This window comes from Vibrio fluvialis (assembly GCF_900460245.1).
GTDB classification, from domain to species: Bacteria; Pseudomonadota; Gammaproteobacteria; order Enterobacterales; family Vibrionaceae; genus Vibrio; species Vibrio fluvialis.
This window is the reverse complement of record NZ_UHIP01000001.1, coordinates 342,616-367,934: the sequence shown is the minus strand read 5'-3', so window position 1 is coordinate 367,934 and position 25,319 is coordinate 342,616. Positions and strand designations below refer to the sequence as shown.

23 protein-coding genes are annotated in these 25,319 nt (G+C 51.5%); 11 read left to right on the top strand and 12 right to left on the bottom strand.

Going from position 1 to position 25,319, the window contains the following annotated elements; all coding sequences use genetic code 11:
• Positions 1–41: 41 nt before the first annotated feature.
• Together dsbC and xerD are read right to left on the bottom strand one after the other, a co-directional pair.
• Positions 42–806, bottom strand: coding sequence for a bifunctional protein-disulfide isomerase/oxidoreductase DsbC (gene dsbC, locus DYA43_RS01785; RefSeq protein WP_061056145.1), 765 nt, complete (start codon positions 804–806; stop codon positions 42–44).
• A gap of 16 nt (positions 807–822) precedes the next feature.
• Positions 823–1,731: a site-specific tyrosine recombinase XerD gene (gene xerD, locus DYA43_RS01780; RefSeq protein WP_047459088.1), complete on the bottom strand. Its 909-nt coding sequence runs from the start codon at positions 1,729–1,731 to the stop codon at positions 823–825.
• A 140-nt stretch (positions 1,732–1,871) separates the two neighbouring features.
• Here xerD and fldB point away from each other — a divergent pair, with 140 nt between their 5' ends.
• Entirely contained in the window at positions 1,872–2,393 is a 522-nt protein-coding gene (fldB, locus tag DYA43_RS01775) for a flavodoxin FldB (protein ID WP_020430452.1), read from the top strand.
• Between the two features lie 4 nt (positions 2,394–2,397).
• On the opposite strand, the gene ampD is transcribed toward fldB, so the two are convergent.
• Entirely contained in the window at positions 2,398–2,949 is a 552-nt protein-coding gene (gene ampD, locus DYA43_RS01770; RefSeq protein WP_061056144.1) for a 1,6-anhydro-N-acetylmuramyl-L-alanine amidase AmpD, read from the bottom strand.
• Between the two features lie 152 nt (positions 2,950–3,101).
• On the opposite strand from ampD, the gene nadC reads away from it, so the two are divergent.
• From nadC to yacG, 8 genes are all read left to right on the top strand, one after another.
• Positions 3,102–3,989 (top strand): carboxylating nicotinate-nucleotide diphosphorylase, encoded by an 888-nt coding sequence (gene nadC, locus DYA43_RS01765; RefSeq protein ID WP_061056143.1) that lies wholly within the window; start codon positions 3,102–3,104, stop codon positions 3,987–3,989.
• 230 nt (positions 3,990–4,219) lie between these two features.
• On the top strand, positions 4,220–4,639 hold the full coding sequence (locus DYA43_RS01760) for a pilin (RefSeq protein WP_047459095.1): 420 nt from the start codon (positions 4,220–4,222) through the stop codon (positions 4,637–4,639).
• 9 nt (positions 4,640–4,648) lie between these two features.
• Positions 4,649–6,337 carry a type IV-A pilus assembly ATPase PilB gene (gene pilB, locus DYA43_RS01755; protein WP_061056142.1) on the top strand — a complete coding sequence of 563 codons (1,689 nt, stop codon included), beginning with the start codon at positions 4,649–4,651 and terminating at the stop codon, positions 6,335–6,337.
• Positions 6,338–6,372: 35 nt separating this feature from the next.
• Positions 6,373–7,599 (top strand): type II secretion system F family protein, encoded by a 1,227-nt coding sequence (locus DYA43_RS01750; RefSeq protein WP_061056141.1) that lies wholly within the window; start codon positions 6,373–6,375, stop codon positions 7,597–7,599.
• A 51-nt stretch (positions 7,600–7,650) separates the two neighbouring features.
• On the top strand, positions 7,651–8,520 hold the full coding sequence (locus DYA43_RS01745) for a prepilin peptidase (protein WP_024374403.1): 870 nt from the start codon (positions 7,651–7,653) through the stop codon (positions 8,518–8,520).
• A 2-nt stretch (positions 8,521–8,522) separates the two neighbouring features.
• Positions 8,523–9,131, top strand: a complete 609-nt coding sequence (gene coaE, locus DYA43_RS01740; RefSeq protein WP_061056140.1) for a dephospho-CoA kinase — start codon at positions 8,523–8,525, stop codon at positions 9,129–9,131.
• Between the two features lie 32 nt (positions 9,132–9,163).
• Positions 9,164–9,904 (top strand): cell division protein ZapD, encoded by a 741-nt coding sequence (gene zapD, locus DYA43_RS01735; protein WP_020332196.1) that lies wholly within the window; start codon positions 9,164–9,166, stop codon positions 9,902–9,904.
• A gap of 54 nt (positions 9,905–9,958) precedes the next feature.
• Positions 9,959–10,156 (top strand): DNA gyrase inhibitor YacG, encoded by a 198-nt coding sequence (gene yacG / locus DYA43_RS01730; RefSeq protein ID WP_020332195.1) that lies wholly within the window; start codon positions 9,959–9,961, stop codon positions 10,154–10,156.
• A 50-nt stretch (positions 10,157–10,206) separates the two neighbouring features.
• Here yacG and parC read toward each other — a convergent pair whose 3' ends face one another.
• The 6 genes from parC to nudF form a co-directional block, all read right to left on the bottom strand.
• Positions 10,207–12,480: a DNA topoisomerase IV subunit A gene (gene parC / locus DYA43_RS01725; protein ID WP_047459105.1), complete on the bottom strand. Its 2,274-nt coding sequence runs from the start codon at positions 12,478–12,480 to the stop codon at positions 10,207–10,209.
• Positions 12,481–12,483: 3 nt separating this feature from the next.
• Entirely contained in the window at positions 12,484–14,364 is a 1,881-nt protein-coding gene (gene parE, locus DYA43_RS01720) for a DNA topoisomerase IV subunit B (protein ID WP_020332193.1), read from the bottom strand.
• 211 nt (positions 14,365–14,575) lie between these two features.
• Positions 14,576–15,163: an esterase YqiA gene (gene yqiA, locus DYA43_RS01715; protein WP_020332192.1), complete on the bottom strand. Its 588-nt coding sequence runs from the start codon at positions 15,161–15,163 to the stop codon at positions 14,576–14,578.
• A gap of 2 nt (positions 15,164–15,165) precedes the next feature.
• Positions 15,166–15,987 (bottom strand): 3',5'-cyclic-AMP phosphodiesterase, encoded by an 822-nt coding sequence (gene cpdA / locus DYA43_RS01710; RefSeq protein ID WP_020432345.1) that lies wholly within the window; start codon positions 15,985–15,987, stop codon positions 15,166–15,168.
• A gap of 17 nt (positions 15,988–16,004) precedes the next feature.
• Entirely contained in the window at positions 16,005–16,454 is a 450-nt protein-coding gene (locus DYA43_RS01705; protein WP_024374517.1) for a DUF1249 family protein, read from the bottom strand.
• Positions 16,442–17,071, bottom strand: a complete 630-nt coding sequence (gene nudF, locus DYA43_RS01700; RefSeq protein WP_024374518.1) for an ADP-ribose diphosphatase — start codon at positions 17,069–17,071, stop codon at positions 16,442–16,444. The genes DYA43_RS01705 and nudF overlap by 13 nt, the downstream gene beginning before the upstream one ends.
• A 234-nt stretch (positions 17,072–17,305) precedes the next feature.
• On the opposite strand from nudF, the gene tolC reads away from it, so the two are divergent.
• A complete protein-coding gene (tolC, locus tag DYA43_RS01695; protein ID WP_020332188.1) occupies positions 17,306–18,622 on the top strand; it encodes an outer membrane channel protein TolC in 1,317 nt (438 codons plus the stop codon).
• Between the two features lie 91 nt (positions 18,623–18,713).
• On the opposite strand, the gene hldE is transcribed toward tolC, so the two are convergent.
• The 3 genes from hldE to DYA43_RS01680 all read right to left on the bottom strand — a co-directional run bounded on the left by hldE (position 18,714) and on the right by DYA43_RS01680 (position 24,420).
• Complete coding sequence (gene hldE / locus DYA43_RS01690; RefSeq protein ID WP_038129831.1) at positions 18,714–20,144, bottom strand: bifunctional D-glycero-beta-D-manno-heptose-7-phosphate kinase/D-glycero-beta-D-manno-heptose 1-phosphate adenylyltransferase HldE; 1,431 nt, start codon at positions 20,142–20,144, stop codon at positions 18,714–18,716.
• 63 nt (positions 20,145–20,207) lie between these two features.
• Positions 20,208–23,054 (bottom strand): bifunctional [glutamate--ammonia ligase]-adenylyl-L-tyrosine phosphorylase/[glutamate--ammonia-ligase] adenylyltransferase, encoded by a 2,847-nt coding sequence (glnE, locus tag DYA43_RS01685; RefSeq protein WP_061056139.1) that lies wholly within the window; start codon positions 23,052–23,054, stop codon positions 20,208–20,210.
• Between the two features lie 109 nt (positions 23,055–23,163).
• A complete protein-coding gene (locus tag DYA43_RS01680) occupies positions 23,164–24,420 on the bottom strand; it encodes a methyl-accepting chemotaxis protein (RefSeq protein WP_024374521.1) in 1,257 nt (418 codons plus the stop codon).
• Positions 24,421–24,514: 94 nt separating this feature from the next.
• On the opposite strand from DYA43_RS01680, the gene DYA43_RS01675 reads away from it, so the two are divergent.
• Positions 24,515–25,300 (top strand): potassium channel family protein, encoded by a 786-nt coding sequence (locus tag DYA43_RS01675; protein WP_061056138.1) that lies wholly within the window; start codon positions 24,515–24,517, stop codon positions 25,298–25,300.
• Positions 25,301–25,319: the final 19 nt, after the last annotated feature.

The following is a 25,319-nucleotide window of genomic DNA, read 5'->3' as shown; positions in this document are numbered from 1 at the left end:
AGGCCTGAGACTGGCTCAGGCCCGTATCCTTTAAGCTTCAATTACATTTGTTGTAGGCGTTGCAACAGTTGTGCTGCCGGCAGGTAACCACCCACCATTTCGCCGTTTGGCAGGAAAATCGCTGGTGTACCGCTGATACCCAGCTCACGGCCCAATTGATAATGCTGAGCGATGGTTTGCTTGCACTGCGCCAAGTCGCCTTTAGTTTCCAGCGTCTGACGATTCATCTTGGCGTTGTGAATCGCCGTTTTTGGATCGTCTGAACACCAGATAGCCGCCATCTGTTCTGCCACCTGACCGGTGGGTCCTTGGCGTGGGTACGCCAGATAACGCACAGTGATACCCGCGTCGTTGTACTCTTTCATCTGGCTGTGCAGACGCACACAGTATCCGCAAGTAATGTCAGTAAACACCGTCACCACATATTTCTCGTTGTCCGCCTTGTACTCAATCATGCTTTTCTGGAACTGCGCGATTTTCTTGGCGTTGATTGGCGCCTGACGCTTGGCCAATACATCGGTGTAACCGCCATTGGCGTCCATCTCATACAGTGTGCCGGCAATAAAATGCTTGCCATCAGGCGACGCAAACAGCACGCCACCCGCGGTTTGCACTTCGACCAGCCCATCAATATCCGATGGCACAACGTCCATGACATCCAAGCCCAGTTTGGCAAAGCGTTGCTCAAATACGCTCTTGTCGATCTGCACCTGTGCGGCTGGTTTGTCGGCTGGCACAGTCTCTGCGTTACACGCCACCGCAACAAACGGCAGCAGCAGAAGTGATAATCGGCGTAAAATCTTCATAAAAAAGTCCTTTCCATCAAGCCCTTGGGTGGTGCTCGCTATGTAATTGTTTCAATCTCTCAGTCGCGACATGAGTATAAATTTGCGTTGTCGATAAGTCACTATGACCGAGCAGCATTTGTACCACGCGTAAATCCGCCCCGTAGTTCAACAGGTGGGTCGCAAACGCATGGCGTAAAACGTGTGGTGATAGCTTATCGACATCAATGCCGGCAATCACCGCGTAATGTTTGATCCGGTGCCAGAAAGTTTGGCGTGTCATCTGCTGCGCACGCTTACTCGGAAACACCACATCAGATGTCTGTTCACCTAACAGGTGAGACCGCCCCTGAGAAAGAAAAGTTTCAATCCACTCAATCGCATTCTCCCCCATTGGCACCAAGCGCTCTTTGCCGCCTTTACCAATCACGCGCACCACACCCTGACGCAGACTGATGTTTTCCATCGTCAGCGATACCAGTTCGGTGACACGCAAACCAGTGGCATACAAGAGTTCCAGCATCGCTTTGTCGCGCAACTCAATCGGATCGTCCGGGTTCGGCGCGCTGAGCAATGCATCCACCTGCTGCTCGCTTAAATCTTTGGGTAAACGCTTAGGCAGTTTGGGGCTTACCAGTAGTGCGCTCGGATCATCCGCACGCATTTTTTCACGGTGCAGATATTGAAACAGGCGACGAATCGCCGACAGCATTCTCGCCCGCGACGTCTGTTTGTAATCCTGATCCGTCAGCCAGGTTTGGTATTGCTGAAGGCCCGACAGGCTGATGAAATCCAATCGATAATTGTTGTGCTGCATCCAGTCGAGCAGCTTGATCAGATCATTGCGGTATGACATCAGGGTGTTTTCCGACAACCCGCGTTCCATCCACATCGCATCAAGGAACTGTTCCACCAGCCCGTGATCAGGAGAAAAATGCTCTGACACCTGTACTTCTCATCTCTTTATCGTTCGTGATTCCCTAAGCTTAATACCATAAAAGTATTCTGACAGCAGGATATTCACTGCACTCTGGGTTATTTTATGGTTAGAATTCACCATTCCAGATAAAAAACGAACATGAAACTATGAAGATCGGTCTTTTTTACGGCTCAACAACCTGTTACACCGAAATGGCGGCGGAAAAAATGCGTGCCATCCTCGGTGATGATCTGCTCGACATTCACAATGTGAAAGAAACGCCGCTCAGTTTTATGAGCGACTATGATCTGTTAATACTGGGAATCTCCACATGGGATTTCGGCGAAATCCAAGAAGACTGGAGCGCAATATGGGATCACATCGGTGGCGTGTCGCTAAAAGGCAAGTACGTCGCGTTATACGGCTTAGGCGATCAAGAAGGCTATGGCGAATGGTTCCTCGATGCGATGGGGATGCTCCACGACGAGATCAAGAAGACGGGAGCGAACCTGATCGGCTACTGGCCAAAAGATGACAGCTACCAGTTTGAAGCCTCAAAAGCGCTGACCGAAGATGGGACCCAGTTTGTCGGCCTTGCTCTGGATGAAGACTCGCAATACGAACTGAGTGATGAGCGCATCGCCACCTGGATTGAGCAAGTTCTAGTCGAATACCACGACGCCATCTGACACATCAATCAGACCGCTTTAATAACGCGCGGTATTTCTGCCAGTCAAACACCAGCCCCGGGTCGGTTTTACGCATCGGGGCAATGTACTGATGCCCGGTAATACGCGGCAACGTAATCGCCGGATAGTGCGTCATCAACGCGTCGCTGAGTGCTGCCAATGCCTGATATTGCGCATCGGTATAGGCGACAAAATCGGTCCCTTCCAACTCAATGCCAATCGAATAATCGTTGCATCGCGCGCGCCCGGCAAACGACGATTGCCCGGCATGCCAGGCTCTGGCCGAAAATGGCACAAACTGCACCACCTCTCCATCCCGGCGAATCAGACAGTGCGCCGACACACCCATGGTGTGTATCACACGGAAAAATGGATGCTGATTCGGATCAAGCTGGCCAGTAAAAAACTGTTCGATATATGGCCCACCAAACTGCCCTGGCGGCAAACTGATGTTGTGCACCACCAGCAAAGAGATATCCTGTTCGTCGCTGCGCTGATCGCAGAATGGCGATGGTACGCGACGGGCAAATTGATACCAGCCCTGATTATCGATCATAAACACTATCCATTTGATTGATGGGTAAACCCCGACATTAGCCTATGGCTGATTTTAACTTTCTTGCTATGAAATGCGAGATCAAGGGCTGAATTTCAACCGCACTCAGCGTATTATCCCTCCCCCAGTTCAACTTATATTAACGATTTGCGATGAAAGAGTCCCACAACAGTCAAGAACGCCTCGAATATCTGAAACAGCAACTGCCACTGGAAATCACCCGCTCGGTCACCGACACGCTTAAAGAAGATTTAGGCGGCACGCTCGATCCCGCAGCCGATATCACCGCAAGTCTGATCCCAGCCGACGTGCAAGGACGCGCCACCATCATTACCCGTGAGCACGGTGTGTTTTGTGGTCAAGCCTGGGCTGACGAAGTATTCACGCAACTGGGCGGCGAAGTGACCATTGAGTGGTTGGTCAAAGACGGTGATACCGTTGAGCCAAACCAAACGTTGTGTACGCTGAGCGGTCCGGCGCGCATTCTGCTCACGGGCGAGCGCAACGCGATGAACTTTATTCAAACCTTGTCTGGTTGCGCGACGACCACAGCGCAATACGTAAAAGCGCTGGAAGGCACCGGTTGTCGTCTGCTCGACACTCGCAAAACCATTCCGGGCCTGCGCAGCGCGCTGAAATATGCCGTTGCCTGCGGCGGTGGTTTTAACCATCGTATTGGTGTGTTTGACGCTTACCTGATCAAAGAGAATCACATCATCGCTTGTGGCGGCATTACACAAGCGATCAGCACCGCGAAGAAACTCAACCCGGGCAAACCCGTTGAAGTCGAAACCGAGAATCTGGACGAACTGCGTCTGGCGATTGAAGCCGGTGCCGACATCATTATGCTCGACAATTTTACGCTGGACATGATGCGCGAAGCGGTAGCGATCAACGCAGGTCGAGCAGCGCTGGAAAATTCCGGCAACGTCACGATGGAAACACTGCGTGAATACGCCGAAACGGGTGTTGATTACATCTCTGTCGGCGCACTGACCAAACATGTGCGCGCCATGGATTTATCGATGCGCTTCAAATAAAAATAGAATTTTCAATGTATTAAAAGGAGGCCTCGCCTCCTTTTTTATGCCTGCCGTACCTCATATCACCGCAACGCTTTTAACTGAGTCGAAATATTTTGCCCGATGGATGTAAATCCAAGCATAAAAATCCCGAATGCCTCGCGCCCTCTCATTCCCCCAATTCTCCTAATATCAACAACTTCTTATGCTCTGCTCATCATACAAACACACGCATAACGGAGAGTGTCATGAACGCGAATCAACGCAAACAACAGCAGGGCTTTACCCTGATCGAACTGATGATCGTGGTCGCCATCATCGGAGTTCTGTCGGCGATTGCCGTACCCGCTTATAAGGATTACGTAACCAAGAGTGAGTTAGCTTCTGGCTTTGCCACAATTAAATCCGTGCTAACACCAGCAGAGTTATATGTCCAAGAAAATGGAAAGATTAGTAGTGGAGTAAGTACCATCACATCGCTGGGTGTTTCCTCTGCCGCTAATAGCTTAGGCACACTAAGTATCTCAGCAGACAATGAAATCACCTTTTCTCACACTGATGGTTCAGCAAAGGGCGCGAAGTTCGTATACACAAGAACAACTGGTGGCTGGTCATGTGCGTACACCGGCCCAGCAGCCGTGAGCGCAGCAGCACCGAAAGGTTGTTAATTCTTTACAATGCTCACCAACCTACTCGCCATCCTGCGTCAGGCCGATTTGCTTAGCCCTACGCAGGAACAGGCCGTAATGGATCATATTCACGCTTCCGGAACCAATGTTCCGGAAGCGTTGATCGATTTGGCGATCTTCCATCACCATGAACTGACCGAGCATCTAAGCCAGATCTTTGGTCTGCCGAATACGGATCTGACCCGTTTTGACTTCGCGCCGCTTTGCCAGCAGTTGGGGCTGCGAGAGCTCATCACCCGTTGTCAGGCTCTGCCCCTCAATAGCAACGGCCAGATACTGACTCTTGCGGTATCCGATCCTACTCACCTGCAAGTTGAAGACGAGTTTCGTTTTGCGACCGGGTTACAAATAGAACTGGTATTGGCTGATCATAAGGCACTGCAAGCCGCTATTCGCCGCTTGTATGGCCGAGCCATCGCATCACATGGCACGCTGGGCAAGGAGATCAGCCAGGACGAACTGGCCAGTCTGGTGCAAGTTTCCGATGACGAAAAAACATCAATCGAAGATCTGAGTCAGGATGACTCCCCGGTCAGTCGTTTCATCAACCAGATCCTGCTGGATGCGGTGCGTAAAGGCGCTTCTGATATCCACTTTGAGCCCTATGAATCCTTTTATCGCATTCGCCTGCGCTGCGACGGTATTTTGGTGGAAATCCAGCAACCAGCTAGCCATTTAAGCCGTCGATTGGCCGCGCGGATTAAGATTTTGTCGAAACTCGATATCGCTGAGCGACGTTTACCCCAGGACGGCCGCATCAAATTACGCCTCAATGCGGACACGGCCATTGATATGCGGGTCTCCACTCTGCCAACCTTGTGGGGGGAGAAAATCGTCCTGCGTCTGCTCGACAGCAGTGCGTCCAGCCTCGATATCGACAAGTTGGGTTATAACGATGCGCAAAAGCAGCTTTATCTGGCGGCCCTCACCAAGCCGCAAGGCATGATTCTGATGACTGGCCCGACGGGCAGCGGTAAGACAGTCTCACTCTATACCGGCCTTCGCATTCTCAACACCGACGAAGTGAATATTTCTACCGCCGAAGACCCGGTGGAAATTAACCTGCCCGGCATTAACCAGGTTCAGGTGCAGCCCAAAATTGGTTTTGGCTTTGCGCAGGCTCTGCGCTCCTTTCTGCGTCAGGATCCCGATGTGGTGATGGTGGGCGAAATCCGCGATTTGGAAACGGCAGAGATTGCCGTCAAAGCCGCCCAAACCGGCCACTTGGTGCTATCCACACTGCACACCAACTCCGCCGCCGAAAGCGTGATTCGGCTGGCGAACATGGGCATTGAACCGTTTAACCTCGCTTCATCGCTGAGCCTCATCATCGCTCAACGACTTGCCCGGCGCCTTTGCCCTCACTGCAAAGTCGCCACATCGCCCTCTCCGACACTGCAACAACAATTTCACTTGAGTTCTCAGCAGCCTATCTATGCCGCCAACCCATCAGGCTGCAACGAGTGCACCAACGGTTACAGCGGGCGGGTGGGGATTTATGAAGTGATGGCATTTAACTCCGCGCTGGCTGAAGCGATTATGCAACGAGCCAGCATTCATCAGATCGAATCCATTGCCCAGCAACATGGCATGCAAACGCTGTTGCAATCGGGGATCGAAAAACTTCGCGCCGGGATTACCAGTTTCAGTGAGTTGCAGCGTGTTCTCTATTTCTAATTCTGGTTAAGACCTTATTCTGAGACTCTTCCATCATGAAACCGACCAAAGGCCCTGAGTTAAAAAACTATCGCTGGAAAGGCGTCAACAGCACTGGAAAGAAAGTCGCGGGACAGACACTGGCTATCAGTGAAATAGAAGTCCGCGACAAACTGAAAGAACAGCACATTCAGGTTAAGAAGATCAAAAAAGGCAGCGTGTCATTTCTGACTCGTCTCACCAATCGGGTCAAAACTAAAGACATCACCATCCTAACCCGCCAGCTTGCCACCATGCTGACCACCGGAGTGCCAATTGTGCAGGCACTTAAATTGGTCGGCGATAATCATCGTAAAGCCGAGATGAAATCGATTCTGGCGCAAATTACCAAAGGCGTCGAAGCCGGTACGCCGATTTCCAAAGCGATGCGCACTGCCAGCACTCACTTTGACGCGTTGTACGTCGACTTAATTCAGACTGGCGAGCAGTCCGGCAATCTTGCCGAAGTCTTTGAACGCCTTGCCACCTATCGGGAAAAAAGTGAGCAACTGCGCGCGAAAGTAATCAAAGCGCTGATCTATCCCAGCATGGTCATTCTGGTGGCACTCGGCGTCTCCTATTTGATGCTGACGATGGTCATTCCAGAGTTCGAAAGTATGTTCAAGGGTTTTGGGGCTGAACTGCCTTGGTTTACTCAGCAGATCCTCAAGTTATCGCATGGGGTACAAGCCTACAGTGCGGGGGCGTTCATCGCGTCATTGAGCTTGGTGTTTGGCATCAAAGCGGCGCGGAAAAAATCCTTCGTCGTCCGTCTTAAAACCAGCCAGCTCAGCCTGCGTTTTCCCATCATTGGGGGTGTGCTTGCCAAAGCCGCAATTGCCAAATTCAGCCGCACTCTGGCGACCAGCTTCAGTGCGGGAATTCCGATACTCGCCAGCCTCAAAACCACCGCTAAAACGGCAGGTAACGTGCATTTTGAAACCGCCATTCAGGATGTTCACCGCCATACGGCAGCAGGGATGCCGATGTATATTGCAATGCGCAACACACAAGCCTTTCCGGAAATGGTGTTGCAAATGGTGATGATCGGCGAGGAGTCCGGCAAGCTCGACGACATGCTCAATAAAGTCGCCACCATCTATGAGTTTGAAGTCGACAACACCGTCGACAATCTGGGCAAAATTCTTGAACCGCTGATTATCGTATTTTTGGGCATTGTGGTCGGTGGATTGGTGGTGGCGATGTACCTGCCAATCTTTAACTTAATGAGTGTATTAGGTTAGTATGACCCTCATTAAGACCAACATGATGGCGACGCGCCGCGAGCACATAAAATGGACATTTTTAATTTTTACCCCTGGCTGTTTCCTACGCTGGCGACAGTGCTGGGGTTAATTATCGGCAGTTTCCTCAATGTGGTGATTTATCGCCTGCCGAAAATCATGGAGCGCGAGTGGCGTCAGGAGTGTGCGGAATCCTTTCCCGAGTATCATATTGAACCGCCTCAGGGCATTTTAACGCTGAGCACGCCACGTTCCACCTGCCCGCATTGCGATACGCCGATCCGGGTTATCGACAACATTCCGGTACTGAGCTGGCTTTTGCTGCGTGGTAAATGCTCGAATTGTCAGGGCTCTATTAGCGCGCGTTATCCACTGATTGAACTGCTGACGGCTTCATGCAGCCTCTTGATTGCGCTGCAATTTGGTTTTAGCTGGTTTGCCGTTGCCATGCTGTTCTTTACCTATACGCTGATTGCAGCAACCTTCATTGATTTCGATACGATGCTGCTGCCGGATCAGCTTACTCTGCCCCTACTCTGGGCTGGTATTGCACTGGCATTGGCGGGCATCAGCCCGATTTCGCTACAAGATGCGGTGATTGGTGCGATAGCGGGTTATCTGTCGTTATGGTCGGTGTACTGGCTGTTTAAGCTACTGACAGGCAAAGAAGGCATGGGCTATGGCGACTTTAAGCTGTTAGCGGCTCTCGGTGCTTGGCTGGGATGGCAGCAACTACCGATCATCATTCTGATGTCATCTCTGGTTGGACTGGTGTTCGGCCTCATTCAACTGCGTCTGCAAAAGCGCGGCATTGATAAAGCATTTCCCTTCGGGCCTTATCTGGCGATTGCAGGCTGGCTGTCTCTGTTGTTTGGTCATGACATTGCGGGTTGGTATTTTCATTCGGTATTAGGATTCTGATTATGGCACTCATCATTGGCTTAACGGGTGGCATCGCCAGCGGAAAAACCACCGTCGCAAATCTGTTTCAGCAACATTTCGCCATCGATATCGTCGATGCCGATGTGGTGGCTCGTGAAGTGGTGGACGTCGGCACTCCGGGACTGAACGCGATTGCCGAGCATTTTGGCAATGACATCTTACAGGCCGATGGTCGCCTCGACCGTGCAGCGCTGCGCGAGCGTATTTTTGCCGATATCGAAGAAAAATCCTGGCTCAATCATTTGTTGCATCCATTGATTCGCCAAAAAATGACACAAGATTTACAACAAGTACGCTCTCCTTATGCGTTACTAGTGGTGCCACTGTTAGTGGAAAACCAGTTACAGTCTATGGCGGACCGCATTTTGGTGGTCGATGTCGATGAAACCACGCAGATCCAACGCACTCTGGCGCGCGACAATGTCTCCGAGCAGCAGGTGAAGGCGATTCTCGCGTCGCAGGCCAGCCGTGAACAACGATTAGCCATCGCCGACGATGTGATTAAAAATGATGCAGAAAACCAGAAACTTTTGCCTCAAATCACAGAATTGCACCAAAAGTATCTAGCCATGAGCCGTACAAATCTGTGAGAATAAGTCCCAAATAACCCAAGGCTAGTTTGATGACCACACATAAGTTTGAACATCCGCTCAACGAAAAAACGCGTATTTACCTTCGTGTCGAAGCGCTGCTCAATCAGATGGAGCAAGCGTCGCAGTTTCGTGACGATATTCAGCATCAGCTATTCTTCCGTTCTCTGTTCGATCTGCTGGAAATTTTTGAGCAGATCCAACTCAAAAGCGAACTCGCCAAAGATATCGAAAAACAACGTCTGGCTTACCGCAACTGGCTCAACGTCGAAGGGGTGGATCAAGAGATGTTGTTGGGCCTGCTGAGAGAAATTGACGACATTCACCGCAACCTGATGGGTGGTGAGCGATTTGGCCAGTCTCTCAAAGAAGACCGTTTCCTCAGTGCGATTCGCCAGCGCTTCAATCTGCCCGGTGGCTCTTGCTGTTTTGATTTGCCGGCACTGCACTATTGGTTGCATCTGGCCTTGGAACAAAAAATCCAAGATGCCCGCCAGTGGATGGATACCTTGCAACCGTTAGCCGACGCGCTGAAACTGTGGCTGAAACTGACACGGGAAACCGGCAACTTTCGCGCCCGTGAAGCCAAGTCAGGTTTTTATCAGAGCGATGCGGAAGAGGCGAACATTCTGCGCCTGTCCATTCCGTTGGATTACGGCGTCTACCCGATGATTTCGGGGCACAAGAACCGCTTCGCCATCAAATTTATCGAATTCAGTTCCGGTCAGGCCAGTACGCAGGATATTGAATTTGATCTCGCCGTTTGCAGTTAACCAACTTTAATTAACCAAAAAGCAATGTGCTTTCTCAACGCACAGGATATGACCATGTCAAAAAAACCAACTGTGGTGAAATGCCCACAATGTGGCCAGGATGTGGAATGGGGAGAGCAAAGCCCTCATCGCCCGTTCTGCAGTAAAAAATGTCAGATGATCGACTTCGGTGAATGGGCAGATGAAGAGAAATCCATTCCCGGTGCACCAGACATGTCCGACAGTGACGGTTGGTCGGAAGATAATTACTGACTGGCATAAAAAAGCCCCGCATTGCGGGGCTTTTGCTTGTTCAGACTACATTATTCTTCTTCAGAACTTTCTTGCGCGTCCGATTCCAGCTCGATGCGGGTCACGCGTTGCAGACCACGTGGCAACAGAGCACCACGACGACCACGCTCACCACGGAAATTATCCAGATCCGATGGTTTCAGCCCCAGCTTACGTTTGCCGGCATACAGCGTTACAGACACATCTTTTGGTAGTGCCAACAGATGGGACACCACTTCTTCCCGCGACTTGGCTTTCGCCGCCGGGATATTGATGATCTTGTTGCCTTTGCCTTTGCCTAACTGCGGCAGATCTTTGATCGGGAACAGCAACATGCGGCCCTGATTGGTAATCGCCAGGATCTCATCGCTTTGCAGATCGTTCACCGCCTGTGGCGTCATCACTTCCGCATTGTCCGGCAGATTGACCAGCGCCTTACCGCTGCGGTTTTTCGACAACAGATCGGTGCCTTTACACACGAAGCCATAACCGGCATCAGATCCCACCAGCCACAGCTGATCTTCTTCGCCCATGACGACCTGACGAATCGACGTGCCTTCCGCCACGTTGAGACGACCAGTAATCGGTTCCCCCTGCCCACGTGCAGACGGCAGAGTGTGTGACTCCAACGAGTAACTGCGGCCATCACTACCGAGGAAGACGGCTTGCTGATTGCTCTTACCACACGCGTGCGCCAGATAGTTATCACCCGCTTTGTAGTTCAATCCTTCACAATCAACGTCATGACCTTTCGCATGGCGAATCCAGCCTTTCTCAGACAACACGACCGTGATCATTTCACTTGGCATCAGATCACGTTCCGTCAGCGCTTTGGCTTCTTCACGTTCAACCAGCGGCGAACGACGATCATCACCGTAGGTCTCGGCATCCGCTTTGATCTCTTTTTTCAGCAATGTATTCAGGCGACGCTCAGAACCCAGCAGCTCTTCCAGCTTCTGACGCTCTTTTTCCAGCTCGCTCTGTTCACCGCGGATCTTCATCTCTTCCAGTTTGGCTAAGTGACGAAGTTTGGTATCCAGAATCGCATCCGCCTGAATATCAGTAATCCCGAAGCGTGCCATCAGCACAGCTTTAGGATCGTCTTCGGTACGAATGATTTCGATCACTTCATCGATGTTCAGATACGCGATCAACAAACCTTCCAAAATGTGCAGACGAGCCAGCACTTTATCCAGACGGTGTTGCAGACGAGAACGCACCGTCTCACGGCGGAACTGAATCCATTCGCTCAGAATACTGACCAGACCTTTCACCTGCGGGCGATTGTCGAGGCCAATCATGTTGAGGTTGACGCGGTAGCTGCGTTCCAGATCGGTCGAGGCAAACAGGTGATTCATCAGCAGGTCGCAATCAACGCGGTTAGAGCGTGGCACGATCACGATACGAGTCGGGTTTTCGTGATCCGATTCATCACGCAAATCTTCCACCATCGGCAGTTTCTTCGCGCGCATCTGGTTGGCAATCTGCTCCAGCAGTTTGGCGCCCGATACCTGATGCGGCAGCGCCGAGATCACGATGTCCGAACCTTCTTTGTGCCACACTGCGCGCATTCTTACGCTGCCACGGCCGGTACGGTAGACTTTCTCCAGCTCAATCTGCGGCGAGATGATCTCTGCTTCGGTCGGATAATCCGGACCTTTCACGTATTGCATCAGATCCGGCAGGCTGGCCTGCGGATTGTCAATCAGGTGAATCGTTGCGGCCGCCACTTCACGCACGTTGTGCGGTGGAATGTCAGTCGCCATACCGACTGCAATACCCGTCACGCCGTTGAGCAGAATGTGCGGCAGACGTGCTGGCAGCATCTTCGGTTCTTTCATTGTGCCGTCGAAGTTCGGTTGCCAGTCCACGGTGCCCTGGCCCAGTTCGCTCAGCAGCACTTCCGCGAACTTAGACAGTTTTGCTTCGGTATAACGCATCGCGGCGAACGATTTCGGATCGTCCGGCGCACCCCAGTTGCCCTGACCGTCAACCAGCGGATAACGGTAAGAGAACGGCTGCGCCATCAGCACCATCGCTTCGTAACATGCTGAATCGCCGTGCGGGTGATATTTACCCAGCACGTCACCAACGGTACGCGCCGATTTTTTGTATTTGGCTGAGGCAGAAAGACCCAGCTCAGACATTGCATAGATGATACGTCGCTGAACCGGCTTCAGACCGTCGCCAATGTATGGCAACGCGCGGTCCATGATGACGTACATGGAATAATTCAGATAAGCGTCTTCAGTAAACTTGCGCAGTGGCAGCTGTTCAACGCCATCGTAGGTGATTTCAGTCGACATTCATTACACCTCAGCCAGATCGCCGTTGCTTTGCAGCCAGTTGCGGCGGTCATCCGCACGCTTTTTCCCCAGCAGCATATCCATCATCTCTTCGGTCGCTTTATCATCGTCAATGGTCAGTTGAACCAGACGACGAGTATTCGGATCCATGGTGGTTTCGCGCAGCTGAAGCGGGTTCATTTCACCCAGACCTTTAAATCGCTGCACGTTCACTTTGGCTTTCTTCTTACTCAGGCGTTCAAGAATTGCGTCTTTCTCGCTGTCATCCAGCGCGTAGAACACTTCTTTACCGCAGTCGATACGATAGAGCGGCGGCATCGCCACATACACGTGTCCCGCGCGCACCAGCGCCGGGAAATGACGGGTAAACAGAGCGCACAGCAGTGTCGCGATATGCAGACCGTCCGAGTCCGCATCGGCAAGGATACAGACTTTGCCGTAACGCAGCGCTTCAAGGTTGTCGTTGTCCGGGTCAATGCCCAGCGCAACTGAAATATCGTGCACTTCCTGCGAAGCCAGTACCTGGTCTGCCGAAACTTCCCACGTGTTCAGAATCTTACCGCGCAGCGGCATGATGGCCTGAAACTCACGATCGCGTGCCTGTTTGGCACTGCCGCCCGCCGAGTCACCTTCCACCAAAAACAGTTCGGTTCGGCTGAGATCCTGCTGAGAACAGTCGGTCAATTTACCCGGCAGCGCCGGGCCTGAAGCCACTTTCTTACGCACAACTTTCTTCGCCGCACGCATACGGCGGTGGGCGTTAGCAATACACACTTCCGCCAGTTGCTCGGCCAGTTGCGGCTTTTCGTTCAGCCACAGACTGAACGCATCTTTCACGACACCGGAAACAAACGCCGCGGTCTGACGCGAGGAGAGACGCTCTTTAGTCTGACCCGCAAATTGCGGATCCTGCATTTTTACCGACAGCACGTAAGCACAACGGTCAAACACATCTTCGCCCGTCAGTTTGACGCCGCGCGGCAGCAAATTACGAAATTCACAGAACTCACGCATCGCATCCAACAGGCCCTGACGCAAGCCATTGACATGCGTGCCGCCCTGCGCGGTCGGGATCAGGTTGACGTAGCTTTCGGTGATCAGTTCGCCGCCTTCCGGCAGCCAGATCACGGCCCAGGTAGCGGCTTCCGTTTCGGCAGAAAATTCGCCGGTAAACGGTTCTTCCGGCAATAAGGTGTACCCTTTGACGCCTTCAGCCAGATAGTCTTTCAGGCCATCTTCGTAGAACCAACGGTATTCGTTATTGTTCACCTTATCGGTGAAGGTAATTTCCAGTCCCGGGCACAGTACGGCTTTCGCGCGCAGGTTGTTGACCAAACGGGTAACGGAGAAATTCGGCGAATCAAAATACTTGGTGTCTGGCCAGAAATGGACGCTGGTGCCGCGGTTGCGACGACCACAGGTGCCGGTAACGGTTAAATCTGAGACTTTTTCGCCGTGTTCAAACGCGATGTCGTACACCTGACCATCACGACGCACTGTAACTTCGACGCGCTTGGAGAGCGCGTTCACGACTGAGATCCCTACCCCGTGCAAACCACCGGAGAACTGGTAGTTCTTATTGGAGAACTTACCGCCCGCGTGAAGCTTACATAAGATCAATTCAACCCCGGAGACTTTCTCTTCCGGGTGAATGTCTACAGGCATACCACGACCGTCATCAATCACTTCCAGCGATTGATCGGCATGTAGGATCACTTGAACCTTAGTGGCGTATCCGGCCAGCGCTTCATCGACACTGTTGTCGATGACTTCCTGCCCAAGGTGGTTAGGGCGCGTGGTATCCGTATACATCCCAGGTCTGCGACGCACTGGTTCTAAGCCATTAAGAACTTCAATGGCTCCAGCATTATATTGTTCAGTCATAATACGGAATGCTTTTATCGATAAATGATTCGTAACTTTACGACTCGTTTATGAACGCTTGATTTTTGATGAAATGACAGGCGCTTTGCCGCTTTATCGGCCAACTAAACGAGGAAAGTCCAAGAGAAACATAGTCTGGAAGAGGCTCGCTGATGTCAAGCGACATCAGTAAGTAACAAGTAAAATTATGACTCTTCCCTCAATGAAAAGATCAGAGATTTAAGAATTGAATGATTTGCGCCGGATAACGTTCAAAATCGACAAAACTGTGGTCACCGCCCTCTTCAACGGTTTGACGGGCGTGCTGGTATTTGTCCACCGCCTGACGGTAATCCAGCACTTCATCTTCGGTTTGTTGCAGAAGCCAGAAGTCCTGCGGCGCACGCAGCGTCTCCGTATCCAACGCCTTCAGTTCATCAATGTGTTCGGCGGTTAATACGTAACGTTCTTGGGTATAAGGATTTTGCTGCTCACCCAAAAAATCAGCCAACAACTCGTAGGGTTTCACGGCAGGATTAATCAGCACAGCGCGAAAGCCGAACTGGTGATTGAGCCAGGTAGACAAATAGCCACCCAATGAGCTGCCGACCAGACCTATCTGATAATCGTTTTTGTACTGATTGACGACATTCAGCAGATGCTCTGCCGCCTGCTGAGGAAATGAAGGCAGCTTTGGCACGACAACCTCGATGTCCGGGCGATGCTGCGCGCAATACTGCTGCATCACCTGTGCTTTATGCGACAAAGGGGAGCTGTTGAAGCCGTGAATGTACAAAAGTAACGATGGTTTGTCCGACATATTCAGTATCCGTTGGAGTTAAAGTCCGGTTGAAACAGCCCCTTCGCCAAGCGCTTGACCGCCGTCGTCACACGCCCATCAGCATGCAACTCAAGCTCACGCCAGCCTGGAGAACATTTATCCAGCGCGAAGTCATCGGAATTGGGTTTGAACTGGACACACGTGGATGGTGTTGCCATGACGCGCACACCGTGGTGTAAACGGTCCATGTCCTGATGGACATGCCCGCACAACACCGCTTTCACGTTCTGATGGCGCTCAACGATGGTCCAGAATGCCTCGCTGTCTTTCAGCGTGTGCTGATCAAGCCAGGCACTGCCGACCAGCAGCGGATGATGGTGCAGCAGCACCAAGGTAAACCGCTCCGGGTGCGCGGACAGTTTCTCCTCAAGCAGCGTCAATTGCTGATCGCTCAAACGGCCGTGAGGCACGCCCACAACTTGCGAATCCAACAGGATCATTTGCCAGTGCTCGCCAAGCAGTACATGCTCAGGTGCATGAATCTGTTTTGATGGCAGCACACTGCTCATATTGGGTTTGTAATCGTGATTGCCCGGCAGCCAGAAACAAATTTTCTCGAGCGGTAAAATACCTTGGGTAAAACGGTGATAAGACTCAGCCGTATGATCCTGAGAAATATCGCCGGTCGCCAAAATGGCGTCGAATTCCAACTGCTGGGCACGAATAGCCTCTACCACCGCGAGAAAGCTGTCTGCGGTATTAACACTCAACAGGCTACCGTCATCGGGCGCAAAGAGGTGCGTATCCGTAATCTGAACCAGCTTGATGCTGTCGGAATTGTCTATACTGGACGACACGTTCAAAATCTATAAACCTAATGCTATTGATTGATGTTAATGGGCGCTCGGCTAATGCCTCTTTTCAGGCAAAATGTCAGCCAGTCCCCTAAGAAACGATTGATCTGTGCCTTTTCGTCCTTTTGCACCATCTTCTCATTCGGATAGTCGTAGCGAGCTTTTACCCGGTTAAGCTGATCGGTGGTCAGTACTTCTGCTACACGAGCGTCGTGGTACAGCCTGACAGACATGGTTGGTAATGGAAATATCGAAATGTCGTCACTTTGACAAATCTCCACCAAAGTTGTGTACTTTGTGACTTCCAGCACTTGCAGCTGATAAGCCAGATGTGCCGCTTGATAACAGCGCACGTCACCGACGCTCGGTTGCGCAGGCAACAAAGCGTTCAACTTGGCGTAGTTCGTTTCATAAGTCCGCATCAGTTCTGGTAAATCAACATGATACGGCTTTTTTAGTGCTGTCATTTCTGCCATTGCGATTGTAATTGCCCGTAGTTTAACTCCAACCATTGTAGTGCGATTATTGAGGCTCCATTCTCAATTCGCCCCTCTTTCACTAACTGATACGCGTCGCGGCGGCTCATTACGTGAACTTTGATATCTTCACCTTCATAGTCTAAACCATGAACGCCGTGAGCCAGGGATGCATCCACTTCTCCCACATAGACATCAAGTTTTTCAGAACATCCCCCAGCAGAGGGATAATAAGAGGTAATTTTCTCCGTTCTGTTGACGGAGATCCCAGCTTCCTCTTCCGCTTCACGGCGCACCACTTCTTCTGCGCTCTCCGCGCGATCAATGATGCCCGCGACAATTTCTAACTGCCAGGGATTGGCATGTTCCAGCGCACCAACGCGTATCTGTTCTATCATTACGACCTGATCACGTTGCGGATCATAAGGCAGCAACGCTGCGGCATGACCGCGCTCAAACATTTCCCGTTCAATAGTCTGACTCCACCCGCCTTGAAATAATCGATGCTTGAACCGATACTTCACCATTCGGAAAAATCCTTGAAACAGTGTCTCGGTTGAGACAATTTCTACATCTTCAGGAGTAAACACTCCTGGCGGCTGATCAGACTGTTGCATTAGAAACCTCTCTCAGTGAATCTTATAGTTTACTCATGAATTTTTGTGACTTCCAAGGACATTGCTCAACTTTTTATACAAAAGTTGTACTTATATTTAAGTCGTCACACAATTTTTATTGCACAATTGGATAGCTAAGTGTAAAAAAGTGCAAAGTTTCGAGTGAAATGCCATCAATTTGCGTTACACTCTCGTGAGCGTAACTCCTTTCATATTCAGGCAGGAATAGGACTAATGAAAAAACTGCTTCCTTTATTGATTAGTGCAACTCTGGGCGGCCTTAGCACAACAGCTTCCGCGGATGACCTTGCACAAATTTACGACCAAGCAAAACAGAACGATCCTCAACTGCTGAGTGCAGCGGCACAACGTGACGCAGCGTTTGAAGCGATCAACTCAAGCCGCAGCTCTCTTTTGCCTCAAATCAATTTGACTGCGGGTTACAACATTAACCGCAGTGACGTCGATCTACGCGACAGTGACAAACTGAGCGCAGGCATCAACTTCTCGCAAGAACTGTACGACCGCTCAAGCTGGGTTTCTCTGGATACCGCTGAGAAGCAAGCTCGTCAGGCTGATGCCCAATACGCCAACTCTCAGCAAAGCCTGATGCTACGCGTAGCACAAGCGTACTTTGATGTACTGAGCGCACAGGACAACCTGGAATTTGTTCGTGCTGAAAAAGCCGCGGTTGGCCGTCAGTTGGAACAAACCAAACAACGTTTTGAAGTGGGCCTGTCGGCGATTACTGACGTCCATGACGCACAAGCGCAATACGATACTGTTCTGGCAGACGAAGTTCTGGCAGAAAACTCGCTAATCAACAGCTACGAGTCGCTGCGTGAAATTACAGGTCAGGAACACACTAACCTGAGCATTCTGGATACCAACCGTTTCTCAACCAGCCGCACCACCGAATCGATGGAAGCACTGATTGAACAAGCGCAAGAAAAGAACCTGTCACTGTTGTCAGCTCGTATCTCTCAAGACGTGGCGAAAGACAACATTTCGCTGGCAAGCTCTGGTCACCTGCCTTCGTTGACTCTGGACGGTGGTTACAACTACGGTCGTGAGTACAACGATAACTACAGCAGTTACGACACTTACCACGAAAACAACGACTTCAACATTGGTCTGAACCTGACTGTTCCGCTATACAGTGGTGGTAACGTGTCTTCCCAAACCAAACAAGCGGAATACGCATACGTTGCAGCCAGCCAGGATCTGGAAGCTTCGTACCGCAGCGTGGTGAAAAACGTGCGTGCTTACAACAACAACATCAATGCGTCGATCGGTTCGGTGCGTGCTTATGAACAGTCTGTGATTTCCGCGCAATCAGCGTTGGATGCAACGGAAGCCGGCTTTGATGTGGGTACCCGTACTATCGTTGACGTACTGGATGCGACCCGTACTCTGTACAGCGTGAAGAAAAACCTGTCTGATGCGCGTTACAGCTACATCATCAACGTACTGCAACTGCGTCAGGCAGTAGGTACACTGAGCGAGCAGGACATCATTGATGTCAATGCGGGTCTCAAAGCGATCAAGTAATAAAGTGCCTGTTCGTCACCGTTGCTGTGGCGGTCAGTTCTGACAAAAAGGGCTCACACTGTGAGCCCTTTTTCTATCGGTAAGCTTGTGATTAGCCGCGGCCGCCTTTAATGGCCTCAATGATTTCAGTGGTTGAGCAGCCGTCTTCAAAGTTGAGGACTTTAACTTCGCCACCCGCCGCAATCACCTCTTTACCACCCGCAATCTCTTCCGGTTTGTAATCTCCACCTTTGACCAGCAGGTCAGGCAGGACTTCTGAGATCAGTCGCTGAGGCGTGTCTTCTGCAAATGGTACTACCCAGTCAACGGCGCCCAACCCCGCCAGTACCGCCATACGGCGATCGGTTGGATTCACCGGACGACCCGGACCTTTGAGACGCTTAACGGACTCATCGGTGTTCACCGCGACGATTAAGCGATCGCCGAGCTCAGCTGCGTGGTTGAGGTAAGAGACGTGGCCGGCATGCAGAATGTCGAAACAACCGTTGGTCATCACCACTTTCTCGCCGCGAGCCTGCGCTTTTTTCACCGCTGCAATCAGCGATACTTCATCAATCACACCAAAGTCGGTGTCTCTGCTACCATGAATCGCTTCCGCCAGTTCGATGGTCGACACGGTCGAGGTGCCCAGTTTACCGACCACAACACCGGCTGCCGCGTTAGCCAGAGCACACGCTTCATCCAACGGCTTACCCGCGGACACTGACGCAGCCAAGACTGAAATCACGGTATCGCCTGCGCCAGTTACGTCGTACACTTCTTTCGCCTGCGTTGGCAGATGGAATGGGTCCATACCGCGACGCAGCAGCGTCATACCGTGTTCACTGCGGGTCACCAACAGCGCGTCCAGATCGAACTGTTCAATCAGACCAAAGCCTTTTTCCACCAAATCTTCATTCGATTTGACTTTACCAACCACCTGCTCGAACTCAGACATGTTTGGAGTCAGCAGCGTTGCGCCACGATAGCGTTCAAAATCGGAACCTTTAGGGTCGATGAATACCGGAACGCCAGCCTTGCGCGCAGCCTGAATAAACTGCTGCACATGCTCTAGCGCACCTTTCGCGTAATCCGACAAGATCACTGCTTTCACCGCTGGCAACGCTTTTTCCATGCGAGACAGGATCTGCGCTGGATCGGTGTTTTCAAATTTATCTTCAAAATCCAGACGAATCAGTTGCTGACCGCGACTCAGGACGCGCAGCTTAGTAATGGTCGGATAATCCGGCAGCGCCACAAAATCACACTTCACGCTCAGCGACGTCAGTTTGTCCGCCAGTACCTGAGCGGGTTCATCCATCCCTGTTAAACCAATGATATGCGCCTGACCGCCGAGTGAAGCAATGTTCATCGCAACGTTCGCTGCACCTCCCGGACGCTCTTCGTTATGCTCTACTTTTACCACAGGCACCGGAGCTTCTGGCGAGATGCGACCCGTTGGACCGTACCAATAACGATCAAGCATCACATCGCCAATAATCAAAACCCCAGCATTGCTGTAGTCAGGTAGGATTGGTTTCATTATGGATCTCCAATATTTATGACTGGGCGGAGTGTATCACAGCCCTTTTAGCGGCTAAAGATATCAACCCAGCCACTGTTGCCAAACTCGTTTTACCTGTTCACGTTCAGCGACAAATTTACTCTCGCTGACATCGGCCTCTTGATTGAGCAGATTACGATGATGGATTTGGTCACGCATGCTGGTGTAAGCATGAGTCAATGCCATCGCCTGCTCTTCTTCCATGACACCTTGGGTGAGCAAAGATTCAAAAATTCTCACGTTATCTGACCAACGAGTCAGCTTAGGTTTGTCATGACTGTAGCGCAGCACCAGGTACTGAGCCAAAAATTCAATGTCGGTAATCCCGCCGACATCCTGCTTGAGCATAAAACGTCCGGCTTTTTTGCCTCCGAGGTGCTCACGCATTTTCAAGCGCATATCGACCACCTCTTTTTTGAGTTTTTCCTCTTCACGCGGTAGAGACAAAATCGCGTGGCGCGTGGCAAGGAATGCCTGTTGCAACGGCTCATCACCATAGATAACGCGAGCGCGCACCAATGCCTGATGTTCCCACGTCCAGGCATCCTGACGCTGATACTCTTCAAACGCATCAATCGGGCTGACCAACAAACCGGACGCGCCGGACGGACGCAAGCGAGTGTCCACTTCATACAAAATGCCGGATGCGGTGCGGGTAGAGAAAATATGGATTACGCGCTGTGCGAGACGCAGATAGAACTGGCGGCCATCAATTTCTTTTGCCCCATCGGTATAGGCGTCCAACGGGCAGTCGTGAATAAACACGATATCGAGATCTGAGTTATAGCCCAGCTCCCAGCCACCGACTTTACCGTAACCCACGACGGCAAAACCTTTACCGTCACGATCTTTGAGGTGAGTTGGTTCGCCATATTTCGCGCTGACTTGCAGCCAGGCCTGATGCACCACTGCTTCAACAATCGCTTCAGCGAGATAGGTTAAGTGGTCACTCACTTTCATCACCGGCAGCACGCCCGCAATGTCGGCTGCGGCAATTTTCAGAATACAAATCTGTTTGAACTGACGCAGCCCTTCCATCTGCTGCTCCATGTCATCTTCCGGAATACGGGCAAGAAAATCGCGCAGTTCGGTTTTATACGCATCAAGCGCAATTGGGTTGTAGAGATGCTGCGGATCAATCAGTTCATCAAGTAGAATCGGGTAGCGGGCCAGTTGCTCAGAAATCATCGGGCTGGCGGTACACAATCGCACCAGTTGTGTCAGCGCCGCCGGATGTTCATCAAGCAGCTCCATGTAAGTGGTACGGGTGGCGATGCTGTGCAGCAGCGATAACACACGCGACAAACCAAACTCGGCGTCAGGATGCGAGAAAATGGCCTGATACACTTTCGGCATCAGGCGATTGAGCACCTCACGCCCACGCGGACCGATGGTGCGTTTTGCCAGATCGTCCTTAAAGCGGATAATCGTATTCGCCATCGCTTCCGTCTGCTGTTGAGAAAGATCGTGCTGGACAATATGCTCAATCACATCGCGTTTATGGGCCATATCCCACAACTCATGGAAATGAGCGGCAATGGTGTCCTCTTCATCTTCCTCTTCATCACCAATCAGGTTGGCAAACACGGCGTGCACGCGCCCCATCTGAAGCTGCACTTCATCCAACAACGCCTGCCAGGACGAGAAGTTGAGCGCAACAGCCAGACGCAATTGATCATCCGCTTTATCCGGCAGAGTCTGAGTTTGTTTGTCGGCCAGTGCCTGTAGTAAGTTTTCCAGACGGCGCAGGAAACGGTACGCTGCGGTCAACTCGGCAACTTCTTGCGCGCTAAGCAGATCCAGCTCACCAATCGCCTGTAAGGTTTCCAGCAGCCCACGATGGCGCAGTGATGGCTCACGCCCCCCACGAATTAACTGGAACACCTGCGCGATAAATTCAATTTCACGGATGCCGCCTGCGCCCAGCTTAATGTTGTTGCTCAGACCGCGGCGGCGTACTTCGCTGGTGATCATCGACTTCATGCGGCGCAGCGACTGAATGGCGCTGAAATCGATATAGCGGCGGAACACAAACGGGCGCAGCATTTGGCGCAGCTCTTGGTACTGCGAATACATCTCCCGCCCCATTACGCGTGCTTTTATCATCGCGTAACGCTCCCAGTCCCGTCCCTGCTCTTGGTAATAATCTTCCAGAGCGGCATAACTCATTACCAGCGGGCCGCTTTCACCAAATGGACGCAGGCGCATGTCAACCCGGTAGCAGAAGCCGTCAAAGGTTTGCTGATCGAGCATCTTGATGATGCGCTGACCTAAGCGGGTAAAGAACTGCGCGTTAGCAATCGAGCGGCGAGCACCTTGTGTCTCTCCGTTTTCCGGATAGGTAAAAATCAGATCGATATCGGATGAAAAGTTGAGTTCACCGCCACCAAGTTTGCCCATACCGATAATCAGCATCGGCTGCGCTTCGCCCTGTGCGTTGCACGGAGTGCCCCACTCCTGACAGCAAATCTGATACTGCCACTGATAGGTTTCAAAAATCAGCGCTTCCGCGAGTTGCGAGAGATGCTCCAGGCTCTCATCCAGACTCCAGTCGGCGAGAAAATCACGCCACGCAATGTACACCATTTCACGGTTACGGAACTGGCGCAGAACGCGCTGACCACTGGTTTCATCCTGACATTCACTCAACAGCGCACTCAGGGGCTGGCGATAGCTTTCACTGCGCTGCGATGTGGCCAGCATAGCTGGCAGATCGCGACACAGAATGCCATCACGTTGCAGAGTGTCCGCAACAAACTGACTGAAACCGAGCACAGTTTTGAGCTGCTGTTGATGTTCGCTGTCCCAGTCGGCGATCACCGGCTGTTGCTGAAGAAGAAGTTGATACTGATGATCGGCGTGAGCCTCGAGTTTTGGCGGCAATGACATGATGCATCCTTGTCTTTACGAATAGAGTAGTTATAACAGACTTGGACCAATAAAAAACGCCCACAAATCAATTGTGGGCGCTCTTTCATAGTGTGGATTCAACCGGGAATCAGACTTTGAATACGGTAATTTTACGATCCAGCTCTTCCGCGTTGCTTTGCATGATTTCGGAGGTTTCCAGCAGCTCGCTGACCACCGTGACCGATGCTTCTACCAGCTCACGCACGTTGGTCAAATTCTGGTTCATCTCTTCAGCAACGCTGCTCTGCTGACCTGCCGCTGTTGCGATCTGGAAGTTCATGTCATTGATCTGCTGCACTTGCTGGACAATGCCATCCAGTTCACGCCCGGCGTTGGTGACCAGCTCAACCCCATCCGCGGCTTCCACCACGCTTTTTTCCATCAGATTCACGGCAGAATTCGCACTCGCCTGCAGATGTGAAATCATGTCCTGAATTTCCACTGTTGCGTTTTGGGTGCGCTGCGCAAGGTTACGTACTTCGTCAGCCACCACGGCAAAGCCGCGACCCGCTTCGCCGGCACGCGCTGCTTCAATCGCCGCATTCAGTGCCAGCAGGTTGGTCTGCTCAGAAATACCTTGAATGGTGCCCACCACGCTGCCGATAGCGACGACGCGCTCTTCAACCTGATTGACCGCTTCCGCCGAGGCCGCGATATCTTTCGACAGCTCGCTCATTTTACCAATCGTCTGTTTGACAAACTGCTGGCCGGTACCGGCCTGGTGCGAGGCGTTTTCTGTCAGGGAAGAGGCGTTCTGTGCATGTTCGGCAACCGTCTGAACGGTCGAAGACATTTCGCTCATCGCCGTGGCCAGTTGGTCGATCTCGTTGAATTCTTCCTGCGCCGACTCTTTGGTTTCAGACATACTCATGGTCATGACTTCGGTCAACGCGGTCAGCTCCTGCGACGCATTCACCTGAGTTTTAATCAGCTCTTGCAGTTGCAGGCGGGTCTTTTCCAGCTCGCGCGCTACATCACCATATTCATCTTTACAGTCCATGGAAATCGGTTCAGACAAGTCACGTCGCGCCATCTGATTAATCGCTTCACTGAGATACTGAGTCTGACGAAGCATGATTCGCGCAGCAAACAGCAGCAGGACCACAAATACCACGATCATCAGGCCTGTTTGCCACACCACCTGCACCAGATAATCATCGTAATGCTTTTGTGCGACTTCAGCATTTTGCGTTGCAGCCAGCAGAGAATCGTAAAAAGTACCGGCATCCCACAGTTGCTTACCGATGATCAAGACGGTACTGAACACCATCAGCATGATCATTTTCGGCACGAGTCGGATATCCGTGATCACGCGCTCCCATGGTTTAAAAGCCATCCTCGCCATTGTCAGTTCTCCACTAAGTCTTTTATATTGAAAACACTCATTATTTTTTGCCGCTTACTGGCTAAGCCGCAAACTTATTTATTTCGAGCTTCGTATGAAAAACGATGATATCAAAGATGAAACCAAGCCAATGAGCTTATTGTCGCTAATCCTGTCTTTCATGGCGCTATTTGTGATCTCAGGCTTGTTGTTTGTTCCTGTAGAACACGAAACTCGACAGGTACTTATCGGCCTCGATTTCGTCATCTGTAGTATTTTTATTCTGCAACTCTGCATAGATTTGATCCGAGCCGCAGATCGCATGCAATTTCTGAAACGCCACTGGATCGATATTCTCGCCAGCATTCCGATGATCGAACCGCTGCGCTTTGCACGCATCTTTCATATTCTGCGCGTCATTTTAGTGATCCGCTCTGGCCGCACTATTTTGCGCCAGTTGCTCGCCAATCGCCGCGAAACCACGCTGGCGACCATTCTGCTGCTCTTGGTGGTGTTGCTGACGCTCGGATCAAGCATGATGCTGTTCTTTGAAGTGCAAGATCCTAACGCCAATATCACTGATGGTGGTGATGCACTGTGGTGGGCGTTGGTGACGATCTCAACCGTCGGTTACGGCGATCATTATCCGGTGACCACAGCAGGTAAAATCGTTGCTTCGATCATGATCGTCTGTGGTGTGGGAATGTTCGGTATGATTTCTGGTCTGATCGCGTCGTTTCTGTCCTCCCCCGATCATAGCCAGACTGCCAGAGCGGAACACCAAGAGAGGTTGATGAAACAAGTGGCGACGCAGCAGCAGGAGCTGATTCTGCGCATCAAAGAGTTGGAAGAGCGCATCGATTTAGAGCGTGAAGGCCGAGAAAAAGAAAGGGATGCCTGAGCATCCCTTAATGTTTAGA

Coding starts and splice junctions, on each gene's coding strand:
- dsbC (WP_061056145.1), bottom strand. CDS start 806: ATGAAGATTTTACGCCGATTATCACTTCTGCTGCTGCCGTTTGTTGCG.
- fldB (WP_020430452.1), top strand. CDS start 1,872: ATGAAGATCGGTCTTTTTTACGGCTCAACAACCTGTTACACCGAAATG.
- ampD (WP_061056144.1), bottom strand. CDS start 2,949: ATGATCGATAATCAGGGCTGGTATCAATTTGCCCGTCGCGTACCATCG.
- nadC (WP_061056143.1), top strand. CDS start 3,102: ATGAAAGAGTCCCACAACAGTCAAGAACGCCTCGAATATCTGAAACAG.
- DYA43_RS01760 (WP_047459095.1), top strand. CDS start 4,220: ATGAACGCGAATCAACGCAAACAACAGCAGGGCTTTACCCTGATCGAA.
- pilB (WP_061056142.1), top strand. CDS start 4,649: ATGCTCACCAACCTACTCGCCATCCTGCGTCAGGCCGATTTGCTTAGC.
- DYA43_RS01750 (WP_061056141.1), top strand. CDS start 6,373: ATGAAACCGACCAAAGGCCCTGAGTTAAAAAACTATCGCTGGAAAGGC.
- DYA43_RS01745 (WP_024374403.1), top strand. CDS start 7,651: ATGGACATTTTTAATTTTTACCCCTGGCTGTTTCCTACGCTGGCGACA.
- coaE (WP_061056140.1), top strand. CDS start 8,523: ATGGCACTCATCATTGGCTTAACGGGTGGCATCGCCAGCGGAAAAACC.
- zapD (WP_020332196.1), top strand. CDS start 9,164: ATGACCACACATAAGTTTGAACATCCGCTCAACGAAAAAACGCGTATT.
- yacG (WP_020332195.1), top strand. CDS start 9,959: ATGTCAAAAAAACCAACTGTGGTGAAATGCCCACAATGTGGCCAGGAT.
- parC (WP_047459105.1), bottom strand. CDS start 12,480: ATGTCGACTGAAATCACCTACGATGGCGTTGAACAGCTGCCACTGCGC.
- parE (WP_020332193.1), bottom strand. CDS start 14,364: ATGACTGAACAATATAATGCTGGAGCCATTGAAGTTCTTAATGGCTTA.
- yqiA (WP_020332192.1), bottom strand. CDS start 15,163: ATGTCGGACAAACCATCGTTACTTTTGTACATTCACGGCTTCAACAGC.
- DYA43_RS01705 (WP_024374517.1), bottom strand. CDS start 16,454: ATGGCAGAAATGACAGCACTAAAAAAGCCGTATCATGTTGATTTACCA.
- nudF (WP_024374518.1), bottom strand. CDS start 17,071: ATGCAACAGTCTGATCAGCCGCCAGGAGTGTTTACTCCTGAAGATGTA.
- tolC (WP_020332188.1), top strand. CDS start 17,306: ATGAAAAAACTGCTTCCTTTATTGATTAGTGCAACTCTGGGCGGCCTT.
- hldE (WP_038129831.1), bottom strand. CDS start 20,144: ATGAAACCAATCCTACCTGACTACAGCAATGCTGGGGTTTTGATTATT.
- glnE (WP_061056139.1), bottom strand. CDS start 23,054: ATGTCATTGCCGCCAAAACTCGAGGCTCACGCCGATCATCAGTATCAA.
- DYA43_RS01680 (WP_024374521.1), bottom strand. CDS start 24,420: ATGGCGAGGATGGCTTTTAAACCATGGGAGCGCGTGATCACGGATATC.
- DYA43_RS01675 (WP_061056138.1), top strand. CDS start 24,515: ATGAAAAACGATGATATCAAAGATGAAACCAAGCCAATGAGCTTATTG.